Annotated in this window: 19 protein-coding genes; 7 read left to right on the forward strand and 12 right to left on the reverse strand. The window is 44.4% G+C overall.

What is annotated here, in order from left to right; genetic code table 11:
- Positions 1–13: 13 nt before the first annotated feature.
- Positions 14–2,278: a chondroitinase-B domain-containing protein gene (locus AC0L6N_RS16670; RefSeq protein ID WP_473476119.1), complete on the reverse strand. Its 2,265-nt coding sequence runs from the start codon at positions 2,276–2,278 to the stop codon at positions 14–16.
- A gap of 523 nt (positions 2,279–2,801) precedes the next feature.
- Between AC0L6N_RS16670 and AC0L6N_RS16675 the strand changes: the two genes are divergently transcribed.
- Entirely contained in the window at positions 2,802–3,539 is a 738-nt protein-coding gene (locus tag AC0L6N_RS16675) for a FadR/GntR family transcriptional regulator (protein ID WP_011576385.1), read from the forward strand.
- 98 nt (positions 3,540–3,637) lie between these two features.
- On the opposite strand, the gene AC0L6N_RS16680 is transcribed toward AC0L6N_RS16675, so the two are convergent.
- From AC0L6N_RS16680 to AC0L6N_RS16700, 5 genes are all read right to left on the reverse strand, one after another.
- The gene (locus tag AC0L6N_RS16680; RefSeq protein WP_006991060.1) at positions 3,638–4,384 is read right to left on the reverse strand and encodes an SDR family NAD(P)-dependent oxidoreductase; all 747 of its coding nucleotides are present in this window, start codon (positions 4,382–4,384) and stop codon (positions 3,638–3,640) included.
- Positions 4,385–4,755: 371 nt separating this feature from the next.
- Complete coding sequence (locus AC0L6N_RS16685; RefSeq protein WP_473476122.1) at positions 4,756–5,943, reverse strand: FAD-dependent monooxygenase; 1,188 nt, start codon at positions 5,941–5,943, stop codon at positions 4,756–4,758.
- 195 nt (positions 5,944–6,138) lie between these two features.
- On the reverse strand, positions 6,139–8,307 hold the full coding sequence (gene ovoA / locus AC0L6N_RS16690; RefSeq protein WP_473476124.1) for a 5-histidylcysteine sulfoxide synthase: 2,169 nt from the start codon (positions 8,305–8,307) through the stop codon (positions 6,139–6,141).
- Between the two features lie 17 nt (positions 8,308–8,324).
- Positions 8,325–9,452 carry a hypothetical protein gene (locus tag AC0L6N_RS16695; protein ID WP_473476127.1) on the reverse strand — a complete coding sequence of 376 codons (1,128 nt, stop codon included), beginning with the start codon at positions 9,450–9,452 and terminating at the stop codon, positions 8,325–8,327.
- Between the two features lie 192 nt (positions 9,453–9,644).
- Positions 9,645–10,634 (reverse strand): zinc transporter ZntB, encoded by a 990-nt coding sequence (locus AC0L6N_RS16700; protein WP_473476129.1) that lies wholly within the window; start codon positions 10,632–10,634, stop codon positions 9,645–9,647.
- Between the two features lie 252 nt (positions 10,635–10,886).
- On the opposite strand from AC0L6N_RS16700, the gene rimK reads away from it, so the two are divergent.
- The 3 genes from rimK to AC0L6N_RS16715 all read left to right on the forward strand — a co-directional run bounded on the left by rimK (position 10,887) and on the right by AC0L6N_RS16715 (position 13,118).
- Positions 10,887–11,792 (forward strand): 30S ribosomal protein S6--L-glutamate ligase, encoded by a 906-nt coding sequence (rimK, locus tag AC0L6N_RS16705; protein WP_011576390.1) that lies wholly within the window; start codon positions 10,887–10,889, stop codon positions 11,790–11,792.
- 71 nt (positions 11,793–11,863) lie between these two features.
- Positions 11,864–12,313 carry an ATP-dependent zinc protease family protein gene (locus tag AC0L6N_RS16710; protein ID WP_473476132.1) on the forward strand — a complete coding sequence of 150 codons (450 nt, stop codon included), beginning with the start codon at positions 11,864–11,866 and terminating at the stop codon, positions 12,311–12,313.
- Between the two features lie 262 nt (positions 12,314–12,575).
- Positions 12,576–13,118, forward strand: coding sequence for an acyloxyacyl hydrolase (locus tag AC0L6N_RS16715; protein ID WP_473476135.1), 543 nt, complete (start codon positions 12,576–12,578; stop codon positions 13,116–13,118).
- Between the two features lie 67 nt (positions 13,119–13,185).
- Here the strand turns inward: AC0L6N_RS16715 and AC0L6N_RS16720 are convergent, their stop codons facing one another.
- Positions 13,186–14,088: a GGDEF domain-containing response regulator gene (locus AC0L6N_RS16720; RefSeq protein ID WP_473476137.1), complete on the reverse strand. Its 903-nt coding sequence runs from the start codon at positions 14,086–14,088 to the stop codon at positions 13,186–13,188.
- A gap of 587 nt (positions 14,089–14,675) precedes the next feature.
- On the opposite strand from AC0L6N_RS16720, the gene AC0L6N_RS16725 reads away from it, so the two are divergent.
- Complete coding sequence (locus AC0L6N_RS16725; RefSeq protein WP_473476138.1) at positions 14,676–15,269, forward strand: TetR/AcrR family transcriptional regulator; 594 nt, start codon at positions 14,676–14,678, stop codon at positions 15,267–15,269.
- 301 nt (positions 15,270–15,570) lie between these two features.
- Complete coding sequence (locus AC0L6N_RS16730) at positions 15,571–16,404, forward strand: mechanosensitive ion channel family protein (protein WP_011576395.1); 834 nt, start codon at positions 15,571–15,573, stop codon at positions 16,402–16,404.
- A gap of 202 nt (positions 16,405–16,606) precedes the next feature.
- Here the strand turns inward: AC0L6N_RS16730 and AC0L6N_RS16735 are convergent, their stop codons facing one another.
- The gene (locus AC0L6N_RS16735) at positions 16,607–17,752 is read right to left on the reverse strand and encodes an iron-containing alcohol dehydrogenase (protein WP_473476140.1); all 1,146 of its coding nucleotides are present in this window, start codon (positions 17,750–17,752) and stop codon (positions 16,607–16,609) included.
- A gap of 187 nt (positions 17,753–17,939) precedes the next feature.
- On the opposite strand from AC0L6N_RS16735, the gene AC0L6N_RS16740 reads away from it, so the two are divergent.
- Complete coding sequence (locus AC0L6N_RS16740) at positions 17,940–18,830, forward strand: AraC family transcriptional regulator (protein WP_473476142.1); 891 nt, start codon at positions 17,940–17,942, stop codon at positions 18,828–18,830.
- On the opposite strand, the gene AC0L6N_RS16745 is transcribed toward AC0L6N_RS16740, so the two are convergent.
- The 4 genes from AC0L6N_RS16745 to AC0L6N_RS16760 all read right to left on the reverse strand — a co-directional run bounded on the left by AC0L6N_RS16745 (position 18,816) and on the right by AC0L6N_RS16760 (position 23,154).
- Positions 18,816–20,573: an ArnT family glycosyltransferase gene (locus AC0L6N_RS16745; protein ID WP_473476144.1), complete on the reverse strand. Its 1,758-nt coding sequence runs from the start codon at positions 20,571–20,573 to the stop codon at positions 18,816–18,818. The two genes, AC0L6N_RS16740 and AC0L6N_RS16745, sit on opposite strands and share 15 nt — an antisense overlap.
- 24 nt (positions 20,574–20,597) lie before the next feature.
- Positions 20,598–21,317, reverse strand: coding sequence for a TVP38/TMEM64 family protein (locus tag AC0L6N_RS16750; RefSeq protein ID WP_473476146.1), 720 nt, complete (start codon positions 21,315–21,317; stop codon positions 20,598–20,600).
- A 3-nt stretch (positions 21,318–21,320) separates the two neighbouring features.
- Positions 21,321–22,037: a glycosyltransferase family 2 protein gene (locus AC0L6N_RS16755; protein WP_473476148.1), complete on the reverse strand. Its 717-nt coding sequence runs from the start codon at positions 22,035–22,037 to the stop codon at positions 21,321–21,323.
- Between the two features lie 169 nt (positions 22,038–22,206).
- Positions 22,207–23,154, reverse strand: coding sequence for a response regulator (locus AC0L6N_RS16760; protein ID WP_473476152.1), 948 nt, complete (start codon positions 23,152–23,154; stop codon positions 22,207–22,209).
- Positions 23,155–23,350 lie beyond the last annotated feature (196 nt).

Raw genomic sequence — 23,350 nt, forward strand, 5'->3', positions numbered from 1 at the left:
ACACATTAGGGCACTATAGCGTTTTGTTTCCGCTGATAATTGTTGTTACACCGCTAAGTGGAAATAGGTCTTTGACGATGGGTTCTGATGTCCCTTCAAATACGTTATCGGTTATCCAAGTTTTCGGCTCACCAACGGTAAGTTCAAAGATTACAGGAGCTGTATTAATAAACTTATTCGCCGTTACCTTATTCACCTGAGTACCGTGCAATACCAAACTCGCTTTACTTTTATTACGCTTACCTTTGCCAATTTCACTAAATGTGTTGTTGTTTAGCACAACATGAGGGCCAAAGGTGCTTTCATCTGTTCCACCGCGATAAACCTTTGCTATCGCTCCATCAAGATCCGTTACCGTGGAATCCTCAATGGTGAGATATTCAACATTGTAAATACCCAGATCATCCGTCTCCTTGTCTAGGCGGAATAAGTCACCGGTAATATGAGAGAAATGGCTATTAGTCACTTGAATGTAGTCTGCAAAACTGCGATTGCCTACATCAAAAAAGTGATAGGAGTGGTTAATATTGAGGTTATCGAAAGTGCTATTTTTTATCGCCACCCGGTAATTACGTTGCATAGGTAAACGGGTGGTGCGAATAAGCGTGTTCCCTGCCGCATCCGGGGCATTTTTAGCATCAACCCGCACGCCGTCCAATGTTAAGTTACCCATATTATTGATTTCAATGAGCGTCGAGCGTTGAGGATAAATCACCGCAGCAGCATTATCTTGTGCACGGATAGTGAGAGTTTTGTCCAACTTTAGAATTTTTGAAACCCTATACTCTCCACCTTGTAGAATTAAAACGTCACCTGACTGCGCGGAAGCGATCGCATCGAACAAGGTATTATCTCCTGGCGCCACAGGGATCGTTGTCCCTGAACCGAAGGCGACGTCTGGCTCCACTTTTGGATACCAACTCACTCCGACGTCATTTTTAGCAATCGGTTTTATATCAGAGCTCACACCAAACTTACGCTGTGCTTCATCTGCTGGATACAATAGGCCGTTATCCGCCCGCTTCATGGTAATCTCGGCCTGCTTGAATCCTTCCTCAAGGGTCGCTTTGGTATCTTGATTAAGCAAATTGTCTTCAAACGTAATGCCACTGATATCATCAAACACCGTTATTCCGTCAGTGCCCTGCTCACTCAGGATCAAGTTGTTTCTCACTAATGAGTTGACTGGCGTTGCCGAACGCTCTTTGTCACTGCCTGCGGCAAATTGAATATGCTTTACATCAACCAGAGTGTTGTTTTCGATCAGGGCATTGTCGACTTGATGGTAGCGATTAATTTTTGAATTCGGTACGCCGTTCATCACTGTTAAGCCACTGCCGAAGCGGTAGCCAGTTAGACCTTCAAGGTAGTTATTTCGAATAGTTTGATCACGATTGATAACTCGTATGCCCCCCGTATGGTCAACGCCATTACCGAAGAACACGTTATTTTCAACAATATTACCGTTACCGTGGCGTAAGGTTAACGTGCCTCGAGATTCGAAAAATACGTTGTTACGGATACTGTTTTTGCCCGACTTATTAGAGATGATTTCCACTTCGCCGTTACAGCGGTCAAAAAAGTTATTTTCGATGGTGGTAAAAGAATTCGTTAACGAATGATGACTGGTACCAATACGCAACGTTTCGCCACCATTAGAGCCTAGAATAGGACGCGGGCCGAAGTAATTATGGTCAATGCGATGATAATTTTGCTGGCTAGACTCGCTAGTCAAACGCACTGCCATCGTCACACCTTTATTGCGCTTACCTACTAAGTGATTATGGTCAAACCGATTATGTCGGCCATATACCATCACCCAGCTGTCTTGTTCGAACTTCTCAGGATTACTGTAATTATCAATGACGACTTGGGTTACGCGACTGTGGTTAGCGAGCTTGTCTTTATTACGGCGAAACGCGATAACTTCACCAGTGGGTGTATAACCATCTTTAAACACTAGTCCACTGACCACAAGATGCTCACCGGCTAAACGCAAGTTTGACTGCCCAGTAAGAAATACTTTACCGGGTGTTTCGCCACGTAGGGTTATGGGATGCTCTTTGGTGCCTTTGGCATCGAGCAAAATTTCAAAGTTTTGCCATGTACCGTTAGCCAAAATGATGGCGTCACCAGGTTGAACGCTTTTTAGCGCATCTTTATAGGCTTCAGGCGTTTTGACTAAAGTATCTGCTGCCAAGGCGTTTTGACACGCGATGAATACAATCGACAGCAGAGCCGGACGAGCCAAAGAAATAAAGTGAAAATTCGCGCGCATAAAATGAGTGCCCAATTCTGTTATGAAAATTAACGAACAATCTGATGCTTACCATCTTGATTGCTGCATGTCTGCCGCCTTAGCACAAATAGTAAGTGCGCTTTACATGTGCGGATGTAAAGCGCACTTTAAAAATGACAGCAGGGTCGAAAAAAATCGCCAAAGTACACAATAAATGTAGGGTACAGAGGGTTTGTGTAAATTGGCGATCTAACCCGTTATATGTTGCATACGCCTTTTTATTCTTTTGCTCGTGCATCACTTTAATATGCGCTGGCAATATTATCCGTATACCACACCTCCAATGTAACCAATAGTCGAATTAAATGTCAAACTAATATTAACCAATTTAACAAATATGTTATTACCAATAAAACCATCATTGGTAATAATGATAGTTAAGTATTTGCTACATAGTTGTTAAAATATGCTATACCTATTTCTAAAGCGCTTGCATAATCTGCAATTGTGGTAGAATGCCAGCAAGTAGTAGATAGATAAGAAACAGAGCGGGATGTCTAAAATGAAGAGTCGTCGATTATTCTGGAATATAGTCGAAAAAATAGAACAGCTTATTGAGTCCGGTTTATACCAGCCAGGAAGCCGCTTACCCCCAGAACGCGAGTTAGCAGAAACCTTCGACGTCAGCCGTCCTACCATTCGTGAAGCGATTATTGCTTTGGAAGTAAGGGAACGAGTTGAAGTAAAAACAGGCTCTGGTGTTTACGTGTTGGCCAGCAAACATGCTCCAAAGCCGTTGAATAACATTAGTGCCTTTGAGCTCACTCAAGCCCGTGCTTTAGTTGAGGGCGAAGCTGCAGCACTTGCAGCTACAACCATCACTGATGATGAATTACGTGATTTAAAAAGCACACTCGACGCAATGGAAAAAGAAGAAAACCCAGAACACGCTGATCGTGATTTTCATATGATTATTTCTCGTGCGACACGTAATAATGCCATATTGCTTGCCGTTGAGAACTTGTGGCAAGTACGTGATACCAATGCCGAGGTCAAGGCAGCTTATAAAGGTGTTTGTAGCCAAAGTAGTTCAAAACGATTACACGAGCATACGGTCATATATCAAGCTCTTAAGAAGCGTGATAACCAAGCCGCTCGCGCTGCTATGCACCAGCATTTTAATCGATTGATAAACGCATTATTCGAAGCTAAAGAAGCGCAAGCGTTAGAAGAAGTGCGCCGTCAAACGATTGAGACCAGAGGCTTATATTCACTGTCGCACGTCATTAAACAAGCATAGGCGTACGTTAGCTTTAAGAGCCCTCGTTCATTGTGATGAATTCCAGCCAATAAAAAAGCCAACATACGTTGGCTTTTTTTACATAAACGATAAGTCGATTATGAGAACAACATACCACCGTTGATATCAACGTTAGTACCTGTCATATAAGATGCTTCGTCAGATGCCAAGAAGGCAACCAATTTAGCCACTTCTTCAGAGTTACCTTCACGTTGCAACGCTGTAGAGCCAGCAACTTTCTCACGCACTGCGTCAGGGGTGAAAGTATCGTGGAAGCCTGTGCTGATCATGCCTGGGCAAACGCCGTTAACACGAATGTCAGGACCAAGCTCTTTTGCTAGACCACGTGTAAATGTCATTACCGCGCCTTTAGAAGTAGCATAAATCGCTGCACCACCACCGCCGCCATCACGACCAGCTTGAGATGCTAATGTCACTATGCTGCTGCCTTTAGGCATGTGAGGTATACATGCGTGAGTCATCATGAAAAGTGACGTTAGGTTTAAGTCCATCACTTTATGGAAGTGGCTAAGACTCATGTCTGCTACTTTAACACGCTCAACCAATCCACCTGAAACATGCACTAGGCAATCGACTTTGCCAAATTTATCAACAGTGCTTTGCACACATGCATCAACATCTTGCTGTTGTGTCAAGTCAGCTTTGATTGCGACAGCACGAACACCAAGTTTTTCTATTTCTTCAACTGCACTCTGTGCGGTAGCTTCGCTGGCAAGATAAGTAATCACCACATCTGCACCACGGCCGGCCAATTCTAATGCACAAGCGCGGCCAATATCACGCCCACCACCTGCCACTATGGCTACTTTGCCTTTCATTGTCATAATATTCTCCACTGGGTTTTCAAATTAGTATATACATAAACTTTCAATCAGTTCCCCAAGGAGCACCGCACAGCCCGCCTAAGTACATTACCAATCCAAGTCTACAAAGCTAAACTAACTAATTACCGCACTCATTGTCAACCAATTAATTGACTTTGGCTTTACCAATTGTTGTTTTTTTAGCTTTTTTGTTAAAAAAGTTTATTCGTCGCTATTTTCTCACTGCTCAGTGTAGTGCCAATAAATGTGGCGGTTAGTGAGTATGAATACGTTCTTCGGTCATAAGCGAAGGAAGAAAAATCGGCGTATGCTTGAGACACTGCCCCGCAAACTAGCTTGACCAATTAGCTTTGTCGTTTATTAGATTAACGCTATTGGTTATAGCGATAAATAAATGACATAGGGAGCGAAGCAAGGTCTGCAGAAATCATGTTTAAGAGCTTCAAAGCCTGTAGTTTCACTTTATTACTCACGCCATGCATATGATATAAAGCCGCATTGTTAGCGGCCATAGTTTGTATTTTAGTCACTCGAGCGATGCGCTGAGATTGGTAATTCAAAAGAGCATGATTTATTCGTGGTTCACTTAATAGCGCTTTAGCTAAACACGCCCCATCTTCAATCGCCATCGCAGCACCTTGTGCCACAAATGGCAACATGGGATGGCAGGCATCGCCTAAAAGGGCAACCTGGCCGTCTACCCAGGTTTCTAATGGTGCGCTGCCGAATAAGCCCCATAAGAAGCAGTCATCCATTTTACTCAGAAGTTGCTGCACATCAGGGTGCCAATTCGAAAACAAAGCGCGCAAGGCTGTAATATCGCCATCAACGTTCCAGCGTTCATCGTTCCACTGTTCACGCTCTTGCACGGCAATAACGTTAATTTCATCGCCACCTCGCACGTAGTAACTCACCACGTGCGCTCCTGGGCCAACCCATAAGTTAGCCTCAGGCTTCACCAGTGTCTTGGGGACGTTCTTAGTTTTTATAGTCCCCCGCCATGCCACTTGCCCAGTAAAATGGATTTCGGATTGGGGCAACATGCACTTTTTTATTGACGAGCGAATGCCATCAGCACCAATTAATACATCGCAGTGCAATTCACCCCCATCGGCCAATTCAACGTTTACTCGCTGTGCATTGCTTGTATTAACATGCTGATAAGATATTACGCGTGTATTTAATATTATCTTTACGCCGCGCTCTAAAGCGCTTTGGTAAAGGATTTTGTGTAGGTCAGCGCGATGAATATGGACATAGGGGGCACCATATTTTTGCTCAATCGCAGCGCCTAATGGCATCTGTAAATACGTTTTTGCTGTTTGATAATGACGCATCGTGGCATTTTGCGGCAAAAAACCGATTGCTATGATCTGATCCTGCACACCTAACGCCGTTAGCGCGTGCATGGCATTAGGGCTCAGCTGTATACCCGCCCCGACTTCTTTTAATGCATCACTTTGCTCAAAAACATGTACGTCAAAACCTTGGAGGTTTAGCGCAAGTGCTGCGCTTAAACCGCCAATACCGCCACCAGCGATAATCACTTTTTTAGGCATAAAGCATGTTCACCATTTTATCGCACTATAAATTCGCCCATCGCACTGTAAATTCGCGAATAGTTTTCGGGCGAATAGTTTCACGGGTAGCTTCGCGGTGCTTAACCTGTGTGCAAAGTTTATCAGCATTAAGAGCATAAAACGCCGTAAAATACCGCGTTTTAATGCGTTTCATCTTAATGCTTTAGAACGCGCTTAGTATTTTTTCCACACCGTTAAATGATTTCGCTGTCGCTGGCTACTTCTATTATCTAACTGAACATCACTCATAACGTCAGATTCCGTAAGCAATTCACAGTGCACTGCTAATATTTGCTTTAAATGTGTCTCGCTGGTTTGATTTTCACCGTTAGCTTTGAAGCCACCTAGCCATTTCTGCTTAGGGGTCAGCGTTTCTAACCACTGATACGCGCTAGAGAGCAGTAAGATCCCATCTTGATTCAGGCGGCCTAACATTTGATTAATGAATAGTTGCGGATCGTAAAGTACATCAAGCACGCGATGAGCAACGATCAGATCGTAACCATCAAAATGCGCCTTCAAGTTGTGCCCATCTCCTTGAGTAAAGTGCAGATTGTCATAGCACGCGTTCAGATTGACGTCTTGCAAACCGACTTCTACAAATTGCTGCAGTTCCCCCTCACTAGGTAATGCATAACGTAGCTGACCACGCTTTTTCAGTTGCAAAGCATGCTGAATATGGCGCGCGGTAAAATCTATGCCATCCACCTGCTTGAATATATGACTCAACTCGAAACTTAAGCGCCCAGTGCCACAGCCAATATCTAACGCTTTAGTATTGTTGCATGTTGCGCTGCTTAACAACGTTTGGCAGTGAGATAGCACCTGCTGAATATCATGGTCTTCGTTACCACTGTTAACGCCATATTGATGATGCAGCATTCGACTGATATCAATTTGGCTTTCGTAGGGATTGACCGCGGTAATGGGAATATCGTTCTTGTTTGACTCAACGTACCTAAACCCAGCATGCTGGAAGAAGTGCCTTCTAAAGGCATAGCGCGAATCTCTTGTCGCCTCATTGCCAGTAGAAATCCAAGAGCCGCCCTTAATTAGATTATGCTGACCGTCAAATGTTGGAGTCGAAAAGTCATCGTAAAGAGGGTGCACCGCAAAGCCTTCAAAACCGTCCATCGGGCTTTCGGTCCATTGCCATACGTTCCCTATCACATCAAAAAAACCGCCTTGAGGGTACAAGTCCACGGGACATGAGGACGCGAAATGCTCAAGATTGATATTACCTGGCGCAGTGTCCCAATAAGGTAAATCGCCCTCTACGGTATCTCTTAGTACTTGCCACTCGGCTTCGGTTGGCAGGCGCACGAAGCCTTGTGACGATTGTGTTTTCCAATTACAAAACGCTTTGGCTTCGAGGTAATTGACTTCAACCGGCCAGCTTGCTGGCAACGGGACCTCGTGGATAAGATTGCGCTGGTAATAAGTCCCCTCTCGTAACAACCAAAAGCGTGGCATAGTCGCTTGGGTATAATTCAACCAAGCCCTGCCCTCTTCGGTCCATAATTCAGGTGTTTGATAACCACCGGCATCAACAAATTGCAAAAATTCTTGATTAGACACTAAGGTTTGGCTTGCCTGAAATGTATCCACTGAAATATCTGAAATTCCATATTCGTTATCCCAGCCATAGGTGTCATTGCTGCTAGGTTTACCCAATCGAATGTCTTGAGGTGGAATAGTTACTAACCGATTTTTTTGGTTTTGCGGTTCAACAAATTCGAAATCAGGGCAAGCCGGCCATTGGCCATTATCAGTCAGGTATTTTGTGTCGAGCATACGCAAAATGACCGAAGAGGTTTCAATGTGAATACCTTCATGCTCACACCCCATCAGAATAATCCATGCTGGTGAGTTCTGGGTGATTGGCAATGTCAGCGGCATGTCATCGATAAACTGACTGACCATGGCTCTTACTTTATGTCGGTAGTCGCGTACAGCGCTGACTGTCGGCCACTGGTAATTATCAGGGGATAAATCGTCCCACGACATTTCATCCACACCCACCGCACACGTAGACTCTATATGCGTGTCGACTCGCTCGTCGATAAAATTCCCCAACATTAGCTTGTTAACGTAAAAAACAGCTGTGTGACCAAAATAAAATATAAGTGGATGTCGCAGAGACTCCGGCCTTAAATAGAATGCCGAGTCGTCATTAATCAAGTCAAACAGTGACTCATACAGTGCCCAATTTTGTAGGAAGTAACGTTTCAATTCACTGCGCTTAACAGCAACATCGGTTCCACTGAGCAAGGGAGGTTTGTTCAGCCTAGGCAGTTGCTCTACTTCTGGTTCAGCGATTGTGTTTAGTCGTTGTGCATGCATATGATTAACTTCTTTAATTATGTGATCAATTTTGGCGAATAACGTCGCAAAAATTGTGTTTGTAGCCAGGTGCCTACTGATTCAAATTGCCCATAAAAGGCCTGTTGGCAATAATAATCCACTTGCTGAGCAAACCAGCTCTGCTGAGAAAATAGCGCCAATGCTCCTGATACCACCGACCCATCGCTCTTTTGACTATCATGCAAGGAAGGTGGAAATGCTCGGCTAGAAAAGGCCGGGGGTAATTCATCTTTACGCTGCCAACTCTGAATGGCTTGTAATACATTTAATAGGATAAAGATCATATTCAGATAGGGATCATAAGCAGAGCTCGTTGCCCCAACTCGGTGCTCTACTCGCGCCGTCTTTTGCCAGTTATGGCTATAACTCAGTACCTGATTATTGGCTCCGTAGAATAACGGCTCTTGCCCCATAGGTTGGTTGTGCTTGCCCACCTTTTTATACAAGGCGATACTTCCCTGATGACCGCCAGACAACATAAACGGAGAACTCAATTCAGCATCAAGGCCGTAGTCGCTGCGCAGGGAGAGGCGTTTGAAGGCGTCCTCTTCGGGTAAAAATAACAAACAGCAGTGAAAACTATTGGTCAGCAGATGGTGTTGTATCCACTCACCTAAATTTGAATGCGGTATCAGGTTACTGCCTGTGTTATCGGCCACACTTACATTCATTTGAATTGCATTAGGAATATGAACAGAGCGAGTGTCCGTTGAAAATATTGCGCCAGAACCTGGTACATATCGCCCTTTGTCAGCTGCCCAAGCGACGGGCTTTAGCAAGACATTGCTGGCGCCAAAGCGCCGCATAATAGTCGGTAGCAATTGCATTGCACTGGCTAAATCTTGCGCCTCTTTGAGGGGAGATTGACCGTTAAACAAGGAAACGTATTCCCATTGCTGATGCCAAAATTCTGTTTTCAAGGCACCGTTGATGCCCAAATCCAGCAATGACTGGTTTACTCTCGCAAAGTCTAAAGAATGCTTCGCTGACGCGGTTTCATAGACCCCTTCTAGCTCCACATGCACCAAAGGCGTTAGCCCTAAGTCGGCAAAGCATTGCAACAATTGACGAAGCACTTGCTGGCTGACTTGCTGACTCTGAGATGATACTGCTACCTTTTGCACCGCGGCCCTTTCACTTTAGCTAATACCCTCTTCACAACGGTAATGATGAAAACTATGACTGGTCATTACGGTTAAGGACCGAAAAAGTTTGTCGTTAATTGCATTTTATTATCCGGCCCTGGCTTTGGCGGATTGTTTCTAGTGTGTACGATGATATTTGTATTGCTGGCGGTGTGAATAAATAAACAACCATCAGAACCACTTTTTCCACACCATAAAGCCGCCTAATAAGGCAACAAGCCCCAACATAGAGAAGGTTAAAACATTGAACGCATGCGGGTTATCAATACCGGGTAATCCGCCCACGTTCATGCCAAAAACGCCGGTCAGAAATGACAGAGGCAAGAAAATCGCCGTAACTAGCGACAAAACGTACATCACCATGCCTTGGCGATCGGCAATTCGGTTGCGTACTTCGTCTTGCAATACGATTGCACGTTCACGGGCGAGATCTAAATCTTCTACATAGCGCGTGGCTCTGTCGCTTAGCTCTCTTAACGTAAATGCTTGCTCGGAGTTTAAAAACTGGTTGCTGCGGTACAATGTATCCAGAGCGTCGCGTTGCGGTGCCAAGTAGCGGCGTATTGAGGCAGCTTGTCGACGCACAGTGGACAAACGTTGACGCGCTTTGCTATCCATAGATTCTGATGTTTCAAAATCGACTAGCTCTTCATCTAAAATATCAACCATTTCGCTTATATGGACGACCACTCGCTCAATCACTTCTAGCAGCAAATCACCAGCACTGGTTATTTTAGTACCTTGGTCAATATCATTTTTAACGTCTTGTACTGAATATAATTTTCTATCTTTACGCCTGGCTGACACAATGCCTTTTTCGGTTAGCCACAAGCGCAACGACACCATGTCTTCTGGATCAGCATCAGGGTTAGTATTAATACCGCGTAAGTAAACGACTAAACCACCATCAATACTTAAGGTTTTAGGCCGCGTCTCTAGGGCGATCAGGGAGTCAGCAACGTTTTTCGATAACCCTAGGTCATGCATTGTTTGCTCTGCGTCAATCGAGTCCGACTGCAAATGCACCCAAGAAAAGCCCGGTTTATTCTCTGTCGCTTTCAGCCCTGCTAAATCGACAGGGCTGGCCGAGCCGTCCGTAAAATAATACGCCCATAAAAAGCTATCGCGTTGATTTGAGTTCTGTTCTTGCTGATGCTGCATGGTGTCGCTCCCACCGGACGATAAGTGTGGCGAATATAAAGCACCTTTTTGTGTATGCAAACTTGTTTTTTACCGTCTCAAGGTTTAAAAAATCTTAAAAGGTGTACACTACACAGATTCGGTCGTCACTTCACAAACGACTAGTAACAGTGACTTCAAATCCTGTCAATAAGCTCCATTAATCGTGGGTTTGTTTCATTCACCCTCAGGGTTTAGGCTCAGTATACATTCATTGATTTTCAAGAGATCCACATGAAAATAGCTATTTTATCGCGTAACCAAAATCTATATTCCACCAAACGCCTCAAAGAAGCAGGTGAGAGCTTGGGCCATGAAGTCGATGTTATTGACACCCTTCATTGCTACATGGACATCAGCAGCAATCGCCCGGCCGTTCGCTTTAAAGGGGAAGCACTGCCCTATTACGACGCCATAATTCCGCGCATTGGTGCATCTGTGACGTTTTATGGAACAGCCGTGGTTCGTCAATTTGAAATGATGGGTACTTTTAGTATTAACGAGTCTGTGGCCATTAGCCGTTCTCGCGACAAATTGCGCTCAATGCAGCTATTGTCGCGCAAAGGTATTGGAATGCCACGTACAGGCTTCGCTCGTCAGCCTGACCGTATCGATGATTTGATAAAAAACGTAGGAGGCGCCCCAGTTGTTATTAAATTATTAGAAGGCACTCAAGGCATAGGCGTAGTGCTAGCCGATACGCAGAAAGCCGCAGAATCTATCATTGAAGCGTTCATGGGCTTGAACGCAAATATATTAGTGCAGGAATATATCAAAGAGGCCGGCGGAGCGGATATTCGCTGCTTAGTCGTAGGCGGTAAAGTTGTTGCTGCAATGAAGCGCCAAGCTGCGGCAGGGGAATTTCGTTCAAATTTACACCGAGGGGGCTCAGCCAGCTTAGTACGCCTTTCGCCACAAGAACGTAAAACGGCTATTGATGCAGCAAAAACCATGGGTCTTAACATGTGCGGTGTGGATATTCTTCGTTCAAACAATGGACCGGTCGTGATGGAAGTGAATTCATCCCCAGGCCTCGAAGGAATTGAAACGGCGACAGGCAAAGATGTTGCTAGCATGATCATCGAATTTATTGTAAAAAATGCCAAGCCAAATAATACCAAGACCCGAGGCAAAGGCTAGACGCCACGGTCCACCGTAGGCGCGCTTTGTTTAAAGCCTGCCAGTGCGCCCATCTTTTAAGAGATACAACGATGCATAGATATTTAAATAAACCCATAGTCGGCACCCTTGAGTTGTGTGACTTACCAGAACTGACGATCCAGTCGTTAAACGTTAGGGTTGATACAGGCGCTACGACCTCATCTCTGCACGTAGACAATATTGAAGAGTTTGAACGTGGTGGTAATACTTGGGTCAGCTTCGACATTCATCCGAATATCCACAATGTGGCTGACATTGTTCGCCGCGAAGCAAAAGTAGAAGCCATCAAGCGAGTCAAAAGCTCAACCGCCACCCTTGAAAAACGCTATACCATTAAAACTGAAATCCAAATGGCCGATTTAACATGGGACATTCAATTGACCCTCACAGATCGCTCTGAAATGACCTATTTGATGTTGCTCGGGCGCGAAGCAATGGCCGGAAAGTTCCTCGTTGACCCTTCACTTGAATATGAACTTAGCGCGGGTTCAGTGAATTAAATCAGTGTATTTATCGACATAGACGAAACAGCGTTTATGTTCATTAGTTGGCGCTATTTTGTATGAAAGTAACGCCAACCATAAGAAAAATTTACTTTCTTCGATTTGAAATTTTGCAAAATAGCATTATCCCCTACCTTGCTACACCACCCGAAATATGAACTAACTTATTGATTTTTAAATTCTATTTAAACTAGCATTTGAGATGGCATTTATTCTGCTCCCGAGACAGCAAATCATTAACCATTGTTGTTGGAGTATCATGCGCAAGTCGTATATTTTTGGGTTATCACTTTTCTTGGTCATACTCTCAGGAGCTGTTCACGCTAGAGAGCAAGGGTACGCCATTGACTTTCTAAATGGTGAAGGGAGCACGCAGGGGATCCGTTTGGCATACCGACCCTTCACGCATCAGGTGGCCGAAATACCTTGGCTGGGTAAGGTGGATTTATATTGGGAAGTCAGCGCCAATTTCTGGGAGTACGGAGAGCAAAATAGCCACCAAACAAATTACGCGATATCTCTGTCACCGGTTATATCGAAGCAATTTACTACGTTGTGGGACCAATACCCAGTAAAGTGGGAAGCAGGTATCGGCGTGAGTCTAGTGAAAGATAGAAAATTTGCCGGAAAAGACATTGGCTCTCACTACCAATTCGAAGATAGATTGGGGGTAAAAGTCGAATTTGGACAGAATAACACTTCGTCCTTGGCGCTACGATATATGCATTATTCTAACGGCGGTCTAGGGAGTAAGAATCCTGGAATGGACTTTTTGAACATCGCATACGCAAAATCATTCTGATGAGCAAACAACAATGTTAACTCATCAGATGGAAATGATAGATACGCCAAGGTGATGTAAACCGACCTTATTGAGAAGCGAATTGATCCCGTCCGTTGGTTTTAGCGAGATACAAACGCTGATCCGCCGTATCAATTAATTCTTGCAGGGTCTTTTTGCCACCGTCACTAGCTGCTATACCGATACTTCCTGTGACCACACCAAAGGGTGAACCTTTGTGTTTAATTCCCAGCTCACGCACACTCGTTAGCAGCTTTGTAGCCACCAGAATTGCACCTGCTATGCCGGTTTCAGGCAGTACAACTGCGAATTCCTCCCCACCGAACCGAGCAACGAAGTCCCCAGGGCGCTCTACAGACTGCTTTAATACCTTAGCCACCAAGCGCAAACAGTCATCACCGGCTAAATGGCCATAGTGATCATTGTAATACTTGAAAAAGTCGATATCGAACATCAACAGAGCGAAAAAACTTCCACTGCGTTGGCTCAACTTTTGTTGGCGCAACAGGTACTCATCGAAATAACGCCGATTACTGACTTGGGTTAATCCATCTTGGTAGGCCATACGACGCAGCTCATCCGTTAACTCTTTTAACGCGAGATGCGACTTAATACGATGATTTAAGGTATTAGCGTTTACCGGCTTGGTTAAAAAATCAACGCCGCCTGCTTCCCAACATTTGTCTTCCGCATCTGAATCACCGTGCCCTGTCACAAATACGATAGGGATATCATGTGTTTCACTTTTTTCTTTTAACGTTTTACAGGCTTCTACGCCGTTGATGTCAGGCATATCCATATCCATTAACACCAAATCGGGGGCGTGCGTCATGCAAAACGCGATCGCTTCTCGCCCAGAGGTGACCGCAAAGACGTTGTATGTATCCGTTAATGTGTTCGATAAAACATGAATATTGATCGGTTCATCATCGACTATTAATATTCGCGCTTTTTCAGCGTTTTTAAGCATTTGACTCACTGTGAAGATAGACGTACGAAGAAATAGATTTAGTTGTTTACATGATTATAGTAAACCGACTGCACTATGCGATTGCAAGCATTACTAATTGATTTTATTGCGTATTTGCGGCGTAACTATATACTAAAGTTACATTGACATTAAAGTATTTATATCCATTAACCCAAGTAAGCATGATTAAAAGTGTAATCGCACATGTTGACGGCATTTAGCAGTAAAATTGGCCACCTTATTGGTGTGGTGGCGTAACATTACACTACGGAAAACAATAGTGAAAAACGCTCCTCTTGGCCTTTAGTTTAAATCTGAAGATTAAGACTCACAGCTTGGGCTGTTGATATTGAAATCCATCTAATGGGCAGCAAATATTGTCGTGGGTTCTTCACGCGTCGATTTGACATAAACGAGACCCACGAGTAACCTTTTATTACTTGAACATTCGTTCAAAAGATAAAGTACAATCCTTGTGCGGCTCAGGCAATACTTAATCAGCTATTTTATTTCGCTGAAAATCCATATGCGCTATCCATCAAGTTTGTCAGCGGGTCGAAAAGAGATTATGCGAACGAGAGGTAAGCATGGCTAATGTTTCAAAATTCAATAGGACAGACGTGCTTGAAAAAGCCACTCAGTTATTCTGGGAGAGGGGCTATGTAGGCACCTCGACCCGTGAATTACAAAGTGCGCTTGATATGCGACCCGGCAGTATTTATGCCGCATTTGGCAGCAAAGCCGATTTATTCGCTAGCGTACTCAATCATTACGCACAAGCACTGACAGAACAACTGAACACGCAAGTGATGAACAATGCGAACGCTCTACAAGCGTTCCAGCAACTGATCCACGACCTGGTGTTATGCCCAAATAGCACTAGACCGAGCGAAATGTGCATGCTGGCTAAAACGCTGGCAGAGCTCGATGAAAGCCATCGTGAAATATTGAGTTTGGTACGCACTTTACTCAATCAAGTCGAGGCCAAGTTTGCAGTCGTGTTTACTAAAGCAAAAGAGCAAGGTCAATTACCAGCTAACACCGATGTCGTCGCAACGGCCAGAACTCTGCAGATAAGCATTATCGGTTGGCGTTCTTATCTCAAAGCGACAAGAGACACTCAAGTTGTGGAGCAGCAAATTGAGCAGCTTTTTCAGCAGCTCCCCCATCCTATACACTGACATTGTATTTTGCCTTAGGCACTGAGTGAGTCCAGCTCAGTGCAGGGATTTGCGTTCGTTTAACGCTATATTCTTTCATTTTGTCTTTATTTTTTGTGCTTTAACGTCACTTTCACCCTCATTTACACTGCAACAGTCCACTATTGTCTAATAGCACTTACGGCCCATCCTTCGTAAAGTTTTACCTTGGCCAAAATAGTAATCATTGCTAATGGCAAACACTGTAGCGCGCAAGGTGCACTGCAAAACACAAAGCGAACACAAGTCGTCGTTCGCTCGAAATAGATAAAAGGGATGTTCCATGGACTCATTCGAAAATCAGTTGCAAACTTTCTACGATAAAGCGATCACGCTTGGCACCGAGTACGGCGGCCAACTTATATTAGCCATCGTTGTTTTAGTGGTTGGCCTGTGGGTAATCGGTAAAGTCAGTAATGCCGTTAGGCGCCACGCAGTTAAAGGGCTACCTGATGAAACTCTCGCCCAATTTTTGACTAATATATTTGAGGTCGTTCTCAAAGTACTTCTTGTCATTAGTGTGGCATCAATGGTGGGTATCGAAACCACTTCATTTGTGGCGATATTGGGTGCCGCAGGTTTGGCAGTCGGCTTCGCTCTGCAAGGCAGTTTATCTAACTTCGCAGGCGGCGTGATGATCCTCATCTTCCGTCCTTTCAAAGTAGCGGATTATGTTGGTGCGCAAGACGTTGAAGGGGTTATTTTAGATATCGGCATTTTTGTTACCACATTTGAAACGTTTGATAAGCGTATCATCATTGTACCAAATGGGCCTTTAGCCAATGGCAATATTACTAATTACACCGCTAGCAGCATAAGAGCAGTGGAAATATCTATCGGTATCTCATATTCAGACGATATCGCCAAAGGTAAAGAAGCGATGGAACAAGCCATCATGAACGACCCCCGCGTTCTCAAAGAAGAAGGCAATGTGGTCGCTGTGGTCGACTTAGGATCGAGTTCGGTTGACTTCTTAGTGCGTGCATTCGTTAAAACGGATGACTACTGGTCACTGTTTTTTGATATACGCCCGATGCTTAAATCTGCTGTAGAAGAAGTGGGCTTAACCATTCCATTCCCTCAGCGAGATGTGCATATCATTCAAGAAAACAGTTAACAGGTATTATTAGCCAAAAAGTTAGACTGGATGCTGAACAAAAACAGCACATAAAAAAGGGTTACACATTTGTGTAACCCTTTTTGTTTTGCTAAATAAAAAGGCCGCTAACGCCATAGAAAGAAGGCGTAGCGACAACACACAAAACTATTTTGTAGGTGACATTGAAAGTAACATTGAAAGTAATGTTACCCACCGCAAATTAGGCAACCGCTTGTTCCAGTATTGCGCGACTTTCAGTCAGCGTAATTGCTTGGTTTTCGCCTAACGCTTTCATACCGTGAGCTTCAAGTTGTGACACAACAGCTTCTACTGCCTGTGCTTTGTCACCATTGTGCTCGGTCAGTTGAGTAGCCACGTCCAAGTTATGATAGAAGGCTTCGATAGCTGAAATGGTGCGTTCTGCTAGATCATCTGATTCAGTCAGACCAAACACATTTCTACCCATTTGCTCTAATTTCGCTTTTTTCGCACCCAATTGGTTACGCAATAATGATGGCTGAACAATGGCCAATGAACGTGCGTGATCTACGCCGTACAAAGCGGTCAACTCATGACCAATCATGTGTGTAGCCCAATCTTGAGCGACACCAGAGCCAATTAAACCGTTCAATGCTTGATTAGCTGACCACATTAAATTGGCACGCCATGCATCGTCCTGTTTATCAAAATTATCGCCCAGAGTTTTCAAGGCTTTAAGCAATGCTTCAGCGTAGCCATCTTGTACCAGCGCTCCCGCATTGAAGGTCAGATATTGCTCACAAGTATGAACCCATGCATCGACTAAACCATTAACTAACTGGCGCTGAGGTAATGTTTTCATTACGTCTGGGTCCATTACCGCGAATTTTGGTTGAACTGCAGGTGCCATAAACGCAAGCTTCTCTTGGGTGGCAGCTTTACTGACAACCGAGCCTGAATTTGACTCAGACCCAGTAGCAGGCAAAGTCAGCACTGCACCTAAGGGTAACGCTGAGGTGACTTTATGCTTTCCTTGAAGAATATCCCAACCTTCGCCGTCATAAATTGCAGCCGCTGCGATATATTTAACTCCATCAATAACAGAGCCACCACCAACGCCGAGTACGAAATCAACGTTCTGTTCTTTAGCGATTGCAACGGCTTTATCAAGCACTTCAATTGTCGGGTTAGCACCCACTCCTGAAAACTCTAGCCAATCGTGCTCCTCAAGGGCTGCAACAACCTGATCGTATACGCCATTGTTTTTAATTGAGCCGCCACCATATACCACCAGCACTTTTTGCGCTTTTGGGATAAGTGCACCCAAAGACGCAATTTGTCCTTGACCGAATTGAATTTTGGTTGGGTTTACATAACTAAATTTCATCGTATTTTCCTCATCTTTGTGATTAATTTGGCTAACGTTCTTAGCCAATATCGGTGGCTCTCTCACCAGGCAGTAAATGTATAATATAGACAGAACATCCAGTATAAAAGAGCAAATAACGCCAAAAGCTTGCCTAAAACTATCAAGTGGTATAATTTAAACTCTTAACGAGTTTAGAGAGAAAAATATGAGCATTTTGGTCGATGCGATCCACGTTTTCGCGGAAAAAGCCGGATTACTCAACCTTGAGGGGCACGTTGAAACAGCACTGTCTGGAGTGCGTTTCTTTCGCGCGAGTAAGGGGAGTCCGAGGCAACCACTGGTTTATCAGTCTGGCATTATCATAGTGGTGCAAGGTAGAAAGGTGATCCATTTTCCAGATCACCACATTCAATATGGTGCGGGCGACTACCTAGTACTCGGGGTGCCAATGCCATTGGAATGTGAAGCCTTTGTGGACAATGGTCTGCCTATCATGGGGTTATCTATAGATGTTAAGCCCGCGTTATTACATCAACTAGTTAATCATATGCAGCAGCACCAACGATATACCCAAAGCGAGCCATGTAGCCAAATAAGTTGCGCCCAAGCGGCTAAAGTAGACGCACCCTTGGAGCACACAATTCAGCGCTTACTGGCGGTACTGGCAAATCCTGTTGAAACTGATATTTTTGGGGCAGATGTGGTCAAAGAATTGGTATACAGAGTGTTATGTGGTCCACAAGGAAAGACCCTATTTGGTCTCGCTCAGCACGATGGCCACTACGCGAGAGTCGCAAGAGCGCTAGCGTCTTTACACGCTAATTACGCCAGTCCTATAACGGTAGAAACCCTAGCTGATGACGTCAACATGAGTGTATCGGCCTTTCACCGAGCGTTTAAACAAGTGACGTTTGAGTCACCTTTGCAATATTTAAAGAAAGTGCGTCTAGTCAAAGCAAAAGATTTGATCACTGCCAATGGCAGTCGCGCTAACGAAGCGGCATTTCAAGTCGGTTACACCAGCGCCTCTCAGTTTAGCCGCGAATTCAAACGCCATTTTAATCAGTCACCAAGTGAAGTATCAATGAGTGCCTAATGCAGCTGCATGGTAAACATTGACCCTAATGCTCGGCTTTGGGCACGATGCTTGCCTAGCAGAACTATCAAGTAACAGCCAATTTACTCGGTGAGCCAAGCCTACAGGGTGCCCCTGCGTCATATTAAAACAATCAGTGGGTGTCTGTGCATCAAGCAAAATGAGTCCATTTGGGTGAGATTTTTGCCAGCGCCACGCTGCCTGTACTTGAAGTTCAGTTGGCATGTGATAGCCAAAATGAGTCACATTATAGGGTGAAAAAAGAATAAATTGCTCGGAGAAATTCACTAGCGCCAGAGGTCTACTTTTAGGTGCCAACAACTCCATTTTCGCAAAAACACTTTTGGGCGTTTTAACGTCATTCAAGAGCGTATATCCCCATGTGGAATAACCCATCCATAGCACAGGTATAAACAGCAACCAACTGCACGATAAACTCACCCGATACTTCCTTACCATCAACAGAAAAGTGCATATCAGTACGCCTACTATGCCCATGGTGAGCAAAAACCCCCAAGGCTCAATTGAGTATTTAATGCTGAGTTTGCTGGTAAATGTTGCATCAAAAAGTCCTGCTAAACCAAAGGTTAATAGCGCCAGTGACAATAACAAAACAACCGAATAAACAAGACCATTTACGATTTTACTGCGCATAATCTGGGGTAAGTATGGCGCAGTGATTAACGCGAGCATAGGCAAGGCAGGCAAGATGTACACGCCACGTTTGCCTGGACTTATACTGAAAAAAATCAATAACAATACGACCCAACCCAGTATCAAAGTAATCCGCCAGTCCCCCTCTTTTATCGCCCTCACCCAAGGCGTGATAAGCCATGGAAAAAAGAGACATAAAGGTAACCAAAAAACTGGAATAACATTGGTTAGGTAATACCAAAATGGCTTTAAGTGGTGCCAAGAATCCGCGTAGCGGGTAACCGTTTGCTTGAATAGAATATTGTCTCGATAGGCATCGAAAAGCGGGTTCTGTTGAACATCTACCCAATAAAGCATGGGTAAGACCCATAGCCCGATGCACCCTAACATCACCACAGGCCCTAGCAGCCAATGCCATGTCCATCCCCTTACAGGGCTTGACCTATATGTTTGCTGACTAAACCGAAGCGCGGTAAATGGTATCAGCATGAGCAGTGGTAAAAACCCTACCCCCTTAGTAATAATCCCCAAGCCCATAAAGCACCACGCTAGAAAATACCAAGACCAGCTACCGTTGAGCAGCAAAAAACGTAATAAACCATAACACCCCATGGTAATAAAGCAGCAAACCAAAGCATCAATTTGAGCTGTTTTCGCTTGTAGGGTGAATTGCAATGTAGCAAGCAACAACAAACCTGCATACCAACCAATTTGCTCAGACCACAGCCTGCGACCAATATCGTAGGTCAGTAAAACCGTCACTATCCCAGCGATCGCACTGGGTAACAGGAAAGCCAGTTTCACCGAGCCTAACAGCGCGTAAAATAGGGCGATACACCACATGAATATCGGTGGTTTGTCTGGGTAAAGCTCACCGCCACGCATGGGGAAAAACCATTGACCTGAGTCGACCATCTCTTTGGCTATTAACGCAAAGCGTGGTTCATCCGCAGGCCAGGGATCTCGCAAACCCAAGCCGACTAAGATCAAAGAACAGGAAATGGTCAGTAACCAAATAAGATTAAAAGTACGGTCCTGACCTGAAATGAAATTCTGCCGGCTAAATAACCTAGGGAAAGCACTTATCATACGGTTAATCTCTCAGCGAATAGCTTAAGCACGAACCGGCTCACTATCCGGTGAAGCCGCTTTTACTTGAATAAGTTTTGAGTGCTTGTATTGCTTATACAAACGCACACTTAACGCAGTTGATATGCAAAATAGCAGCACACTCAAGCCGATTTTCCAGATAGACAACACCACTATGCCCTTGCCCATTAAGGCGAAAATAGCCATTTGCGGAATATAACCAATTGCCGAGCCCATTAGAAAGTGACGTGCTTTTACGTCAGTCACACCAGCGAGTATATTCGTTAATAGATTATTGCCCGCGGGTAACAGCCTAATGACGATGGTTTTGGTCATTGGTTTGTCTTTTAAGAAATCGTTTACGCGAAAAATCCGCTGTGCATAACGGCGTTTGATAAACGGCCTAAGTAAAAAGCGAGAGATAAAAAAACACAGCGTGCAGCCAATTACTGCGCCCGCGACGGATAGCAGTGTGCCTTGCATAAAGCCAAAAGCGTAGCCGCCTAAAAATGCCATCACTTGACGGGGGCAACCAATCGCCATTGCACCAGCGCTGAAAATGATGAAATACCCTACACCTAATGCGCCATTGTTACGAATGGCTGAGTCAATCCATTGTCGATTAAAGCTGTCAAACAAGGGCAAGGTGCTGATTAGGCCGCCTAAAGTGGCGCAAACTAGTAGAAACAGTAATCCTTTTTGCAGTGCTTTCGAAGCAAACAGTGAGCATATTTTTTGGTACATCAACTAATCCAAATATTCTGGTACTTTGACCCTACGTTGTAGCCATAGTACTCCAAAGATATCGACGATCCCTACTTGAAGACGTCCCAACATATTGTACTTCGATTCTCCGGCTTGACGGTCTCGATGATTAACTTCAATCACAATCACTTGGCCATGTATACGCTTCACTAAAGCCGGAATATAGCGGTGCATATGATCAAAGTACGGTAGTTTCATGAAGGTGTGTTTGGGTATGATTTTCAAACCGCAGCCAGTATCAGGCGTGCCATCCCCTAATAGGCGAGCACGCACACCATTGGCCACTTTAGATTGAAAACGTTTCCATGGGGTGTCTTTGCGTTTGCGGCGATACCCCGCGACACAATAATCGGAGCCTTGAACAACACTTCGTGCAGCGCTTAATAACGTTGGAATATCCGCTGGATCATTCTGGCCATCTGCATCCATGGTCACGATAAGCTCACCACAGGCGGCTTTCACCCCACTCATAATGGCTGTACTTTGTCCCACACTAACTTTGTGTCTTACCGGTTGAATGCAATCAAAACCCGCATCAATGATTCTATACAATTCATTTATCGTGCGATCGTCACTTCCATCATCTACATAGACAATTTCGAATTCAGCCACACCGCCAAGTACATCGATAATTTCATGGATAAGTGGCGCAACATTTTGCGCCTCATTTTTTGCAGGAATAACAACAGACAATTCCATTTTACACTACCAAATATAAGCCGCCAAAGTAGAGTTCACGTCAGATGAAACGCTATCTCATCGATGGCAGTTCGGGCATGCCCAAATTAATCAATAACTAAGTGTATTGTTTAATTCTTAAGGAATTATTAACGCCATGAAATGCTTATGTGTAACGCCCCCGAAAATATTACGCAGCCACTTTTAAATAACGTTGAATTGTTTCACTGCCATTGTTGGCATGAATAGGTTTGAAAATAAAACCTGAAATACCATGGGCTTGGCAAGATTTCACTAATAATTGATCGGTAACAGAGGAAAGCATTACGATTGGCACATCAGAACCCAAGCGGCGGATTTCAGCTAAGGCTTGATCTCCATTGAGCTCATTCATCACCACATCCATGAAAATGAAATCAGGCGGGTTACTTTTTACCATTTCAACCGCGCCCTTACCATCATCTGCCTCAACGACATTGGTGTAGCCCAATTCATGTAAGAAGCGTGAAAGCGCTTTGCGGATCATGGCGCTGTCGTCCACCAGTAAGATACGACTGTCTTTGGCTAAGTCAACATCATGGGGGTTTTCGATCCCCACACTTTCTTCACGTTTAATACCGCCTTCGCGATAATCGACACTTCGTACCAATAAATTAAAATAATATCGCCCCACTCCCTCAATGGAAATAGGTACGGTGACCACTTGTTGAACACCTTTGAGATACTTGTCCATCTGACTTAAGTCTTCAACAAAATAAGGGCTGGAAAATCCATACTCTAAGCTATAACGGCTATGTAAATCGGTAGAACGGCCGACTATGGTATTCCCCCATTCAGCCAAAGCGTTACGAAGATCGTCAGTCATTTCTTGGTGGTCATATTTCTCGTCGAACATACTCTGGCAAACGGAGTTTCCGATAGAGATAGCCGTTTCTGGATAATGATGCATCATGATTACCCCGTCTAAGTTCCCTGTTACCTCAGAACAAACGGCATATCCTTTGAAACGAAAATCTTCCACGCTATCCATGAAAGGCTCGCCAGCAGTACCCGTCAGGTTGGTCATAGCCTTCAGGCTAGCGAGAGATTCATTAATGAAGGGATAAAGGATTACCTTATAGATAGTGTCGACTGACATAGTACATCTCTTATTATTGTTATTTTTGATTGAGTGAACAGCAAACTACTAAAGCTGGGGGGAATTTGCAAGAATGTTAAATGCTTGAAAGATCATTGTTAAGCCAAGTACATGAGATACGTACGAAACAAGGCCGGATGAGGACCGTCTATCACACTAAATGTGTACAGTCCAGGGGGGATAAAGCGGCGCGCAT

This window comes from Paraglaciecola sp. G1-13 (assembly GCF_055809255.1).

Coding starts and splice junctions, on each gene's coding strand:
- AC0L6N_RS16675 (WP_011576385.1), top strand. CDS start 2,802: ATGAAGAGTCGTCGATTATTCTGGAATATAGTCGAAAAAATAGAACAG.
- AC0L6N_RS16730 (WP_011576395.1), top strand. CDS start 15,571: ATGGACTCATTCGAAAATCAGTTGCAAACTTTCTACGATAAAGCGATC.
- AC0L6N_RS16735 (WP_473476140.1), bottom strand. CDS start 17,752: ATGAAATTTAGTTATGTAAACCCAACCAAAATTCAATTCGGTCAAGGA.
- AC0L6N_RS16740 (WP_473476142.1), top strand. CDS start 17,940: ATGAGCATTTTGGTCGATGCGATCCACGTTTTCGCGGAAAAAGCCGGA.
- AC0L6N_RS16685 (WP_473476122.1), bottom strand. CDS start 5,943: ATGCCTAAAAAAGTGATTATCGCTGGTGGCGGTATTGGCGGTTTAAGC.
- AC0L6N_RS16680 (WP_006991060.1), bottom strand. CDS start 4,384: ATGACAATGAAAGGCAAAGTAGCCATAGTGGCAGGTGGTGGGCGTGAT.
- AC0L6N_RS16720 (WP_473476137.1), bottom strand. CDS start 14,088: ATGCTTAAAAACGCTGAAAAAGCGCGAATATTAATAGTCGATGATGAA.
- ovoA (WP_473476124.1), bottom strand. CDS start 8,307: ATGCATGCACAACGACTAAACACAATCGCTGAACCAGAAGTAGAGCAA.
- AC0L6N_RS16670 (WP_473476119.1), bottom strand. CDS start 2,278: ATGCGCGCGAATTTTCACTTTATTTCTTTGGCTCGTCCGGCTCTGCTG.
- rimK (WP_011576390.1), top strand. CDS start 10,887: ATGAAAATAGCTATTTTATCGCGTAACCAAAATCTATATTCCACCAAA.
- AC0L6N_RS16725 (WP_473476138.1), top strand. CDS start 14,676: ATGGCTAATGTTTCAAAATTCAATAGGACAGACGTGCTTGAAAAAGCC.
- AC0L6N_RS16750 (WP_473476146.1), bottom strand. CDS start 21,317: ATGTACCAAAAAATATGCTCACTGTTTGCTTCGAAAGCACTGCAAAAA.
- AC0L6N_RS16700 (WP_473476129.1), bottom strand. CDS start 10,634: ATGCAGCATCAGCAAGAACAGAACTCAAATCAACGCGATAGCTTTTTA.
- AC0L6N_RS16745 (WP_473476144.1), bottom strand. CDS start 20,573: ATGATAAGTGCTTTCCCTAGGTTATTTAGCCGGCAGAATTTCATTTCA.
- AC0L6N_RS16760 (WP_473476152.1), bottom strand. CDS start 23,154: ATGTCAGTCGACACTATCTATAAGGTAATCCTTTATCCCTTCATTAAT.
- AC0L6N_RS16715 (WP_473476135.1), top strand. CDS start 12,576: ATGCGCAAGTCGTATATTTTTGGGTTATCACTTTTCTTGGTCATACTC.
- AC0L6N_RS16755 (WP_473476148.1), bottom strand. CDS start 22,037: ATGGAATTGTCTGTTGTTATTCCTGCAAAAAATGAGGCGCAAAATGTT.
- AC0L6N_RS16710 (WP_473476132.1), top strand. CDS start 11,864: ATGCATAGATATTTAAATAAACCCATAGTCGGCACCCTTGAGTTGTGT.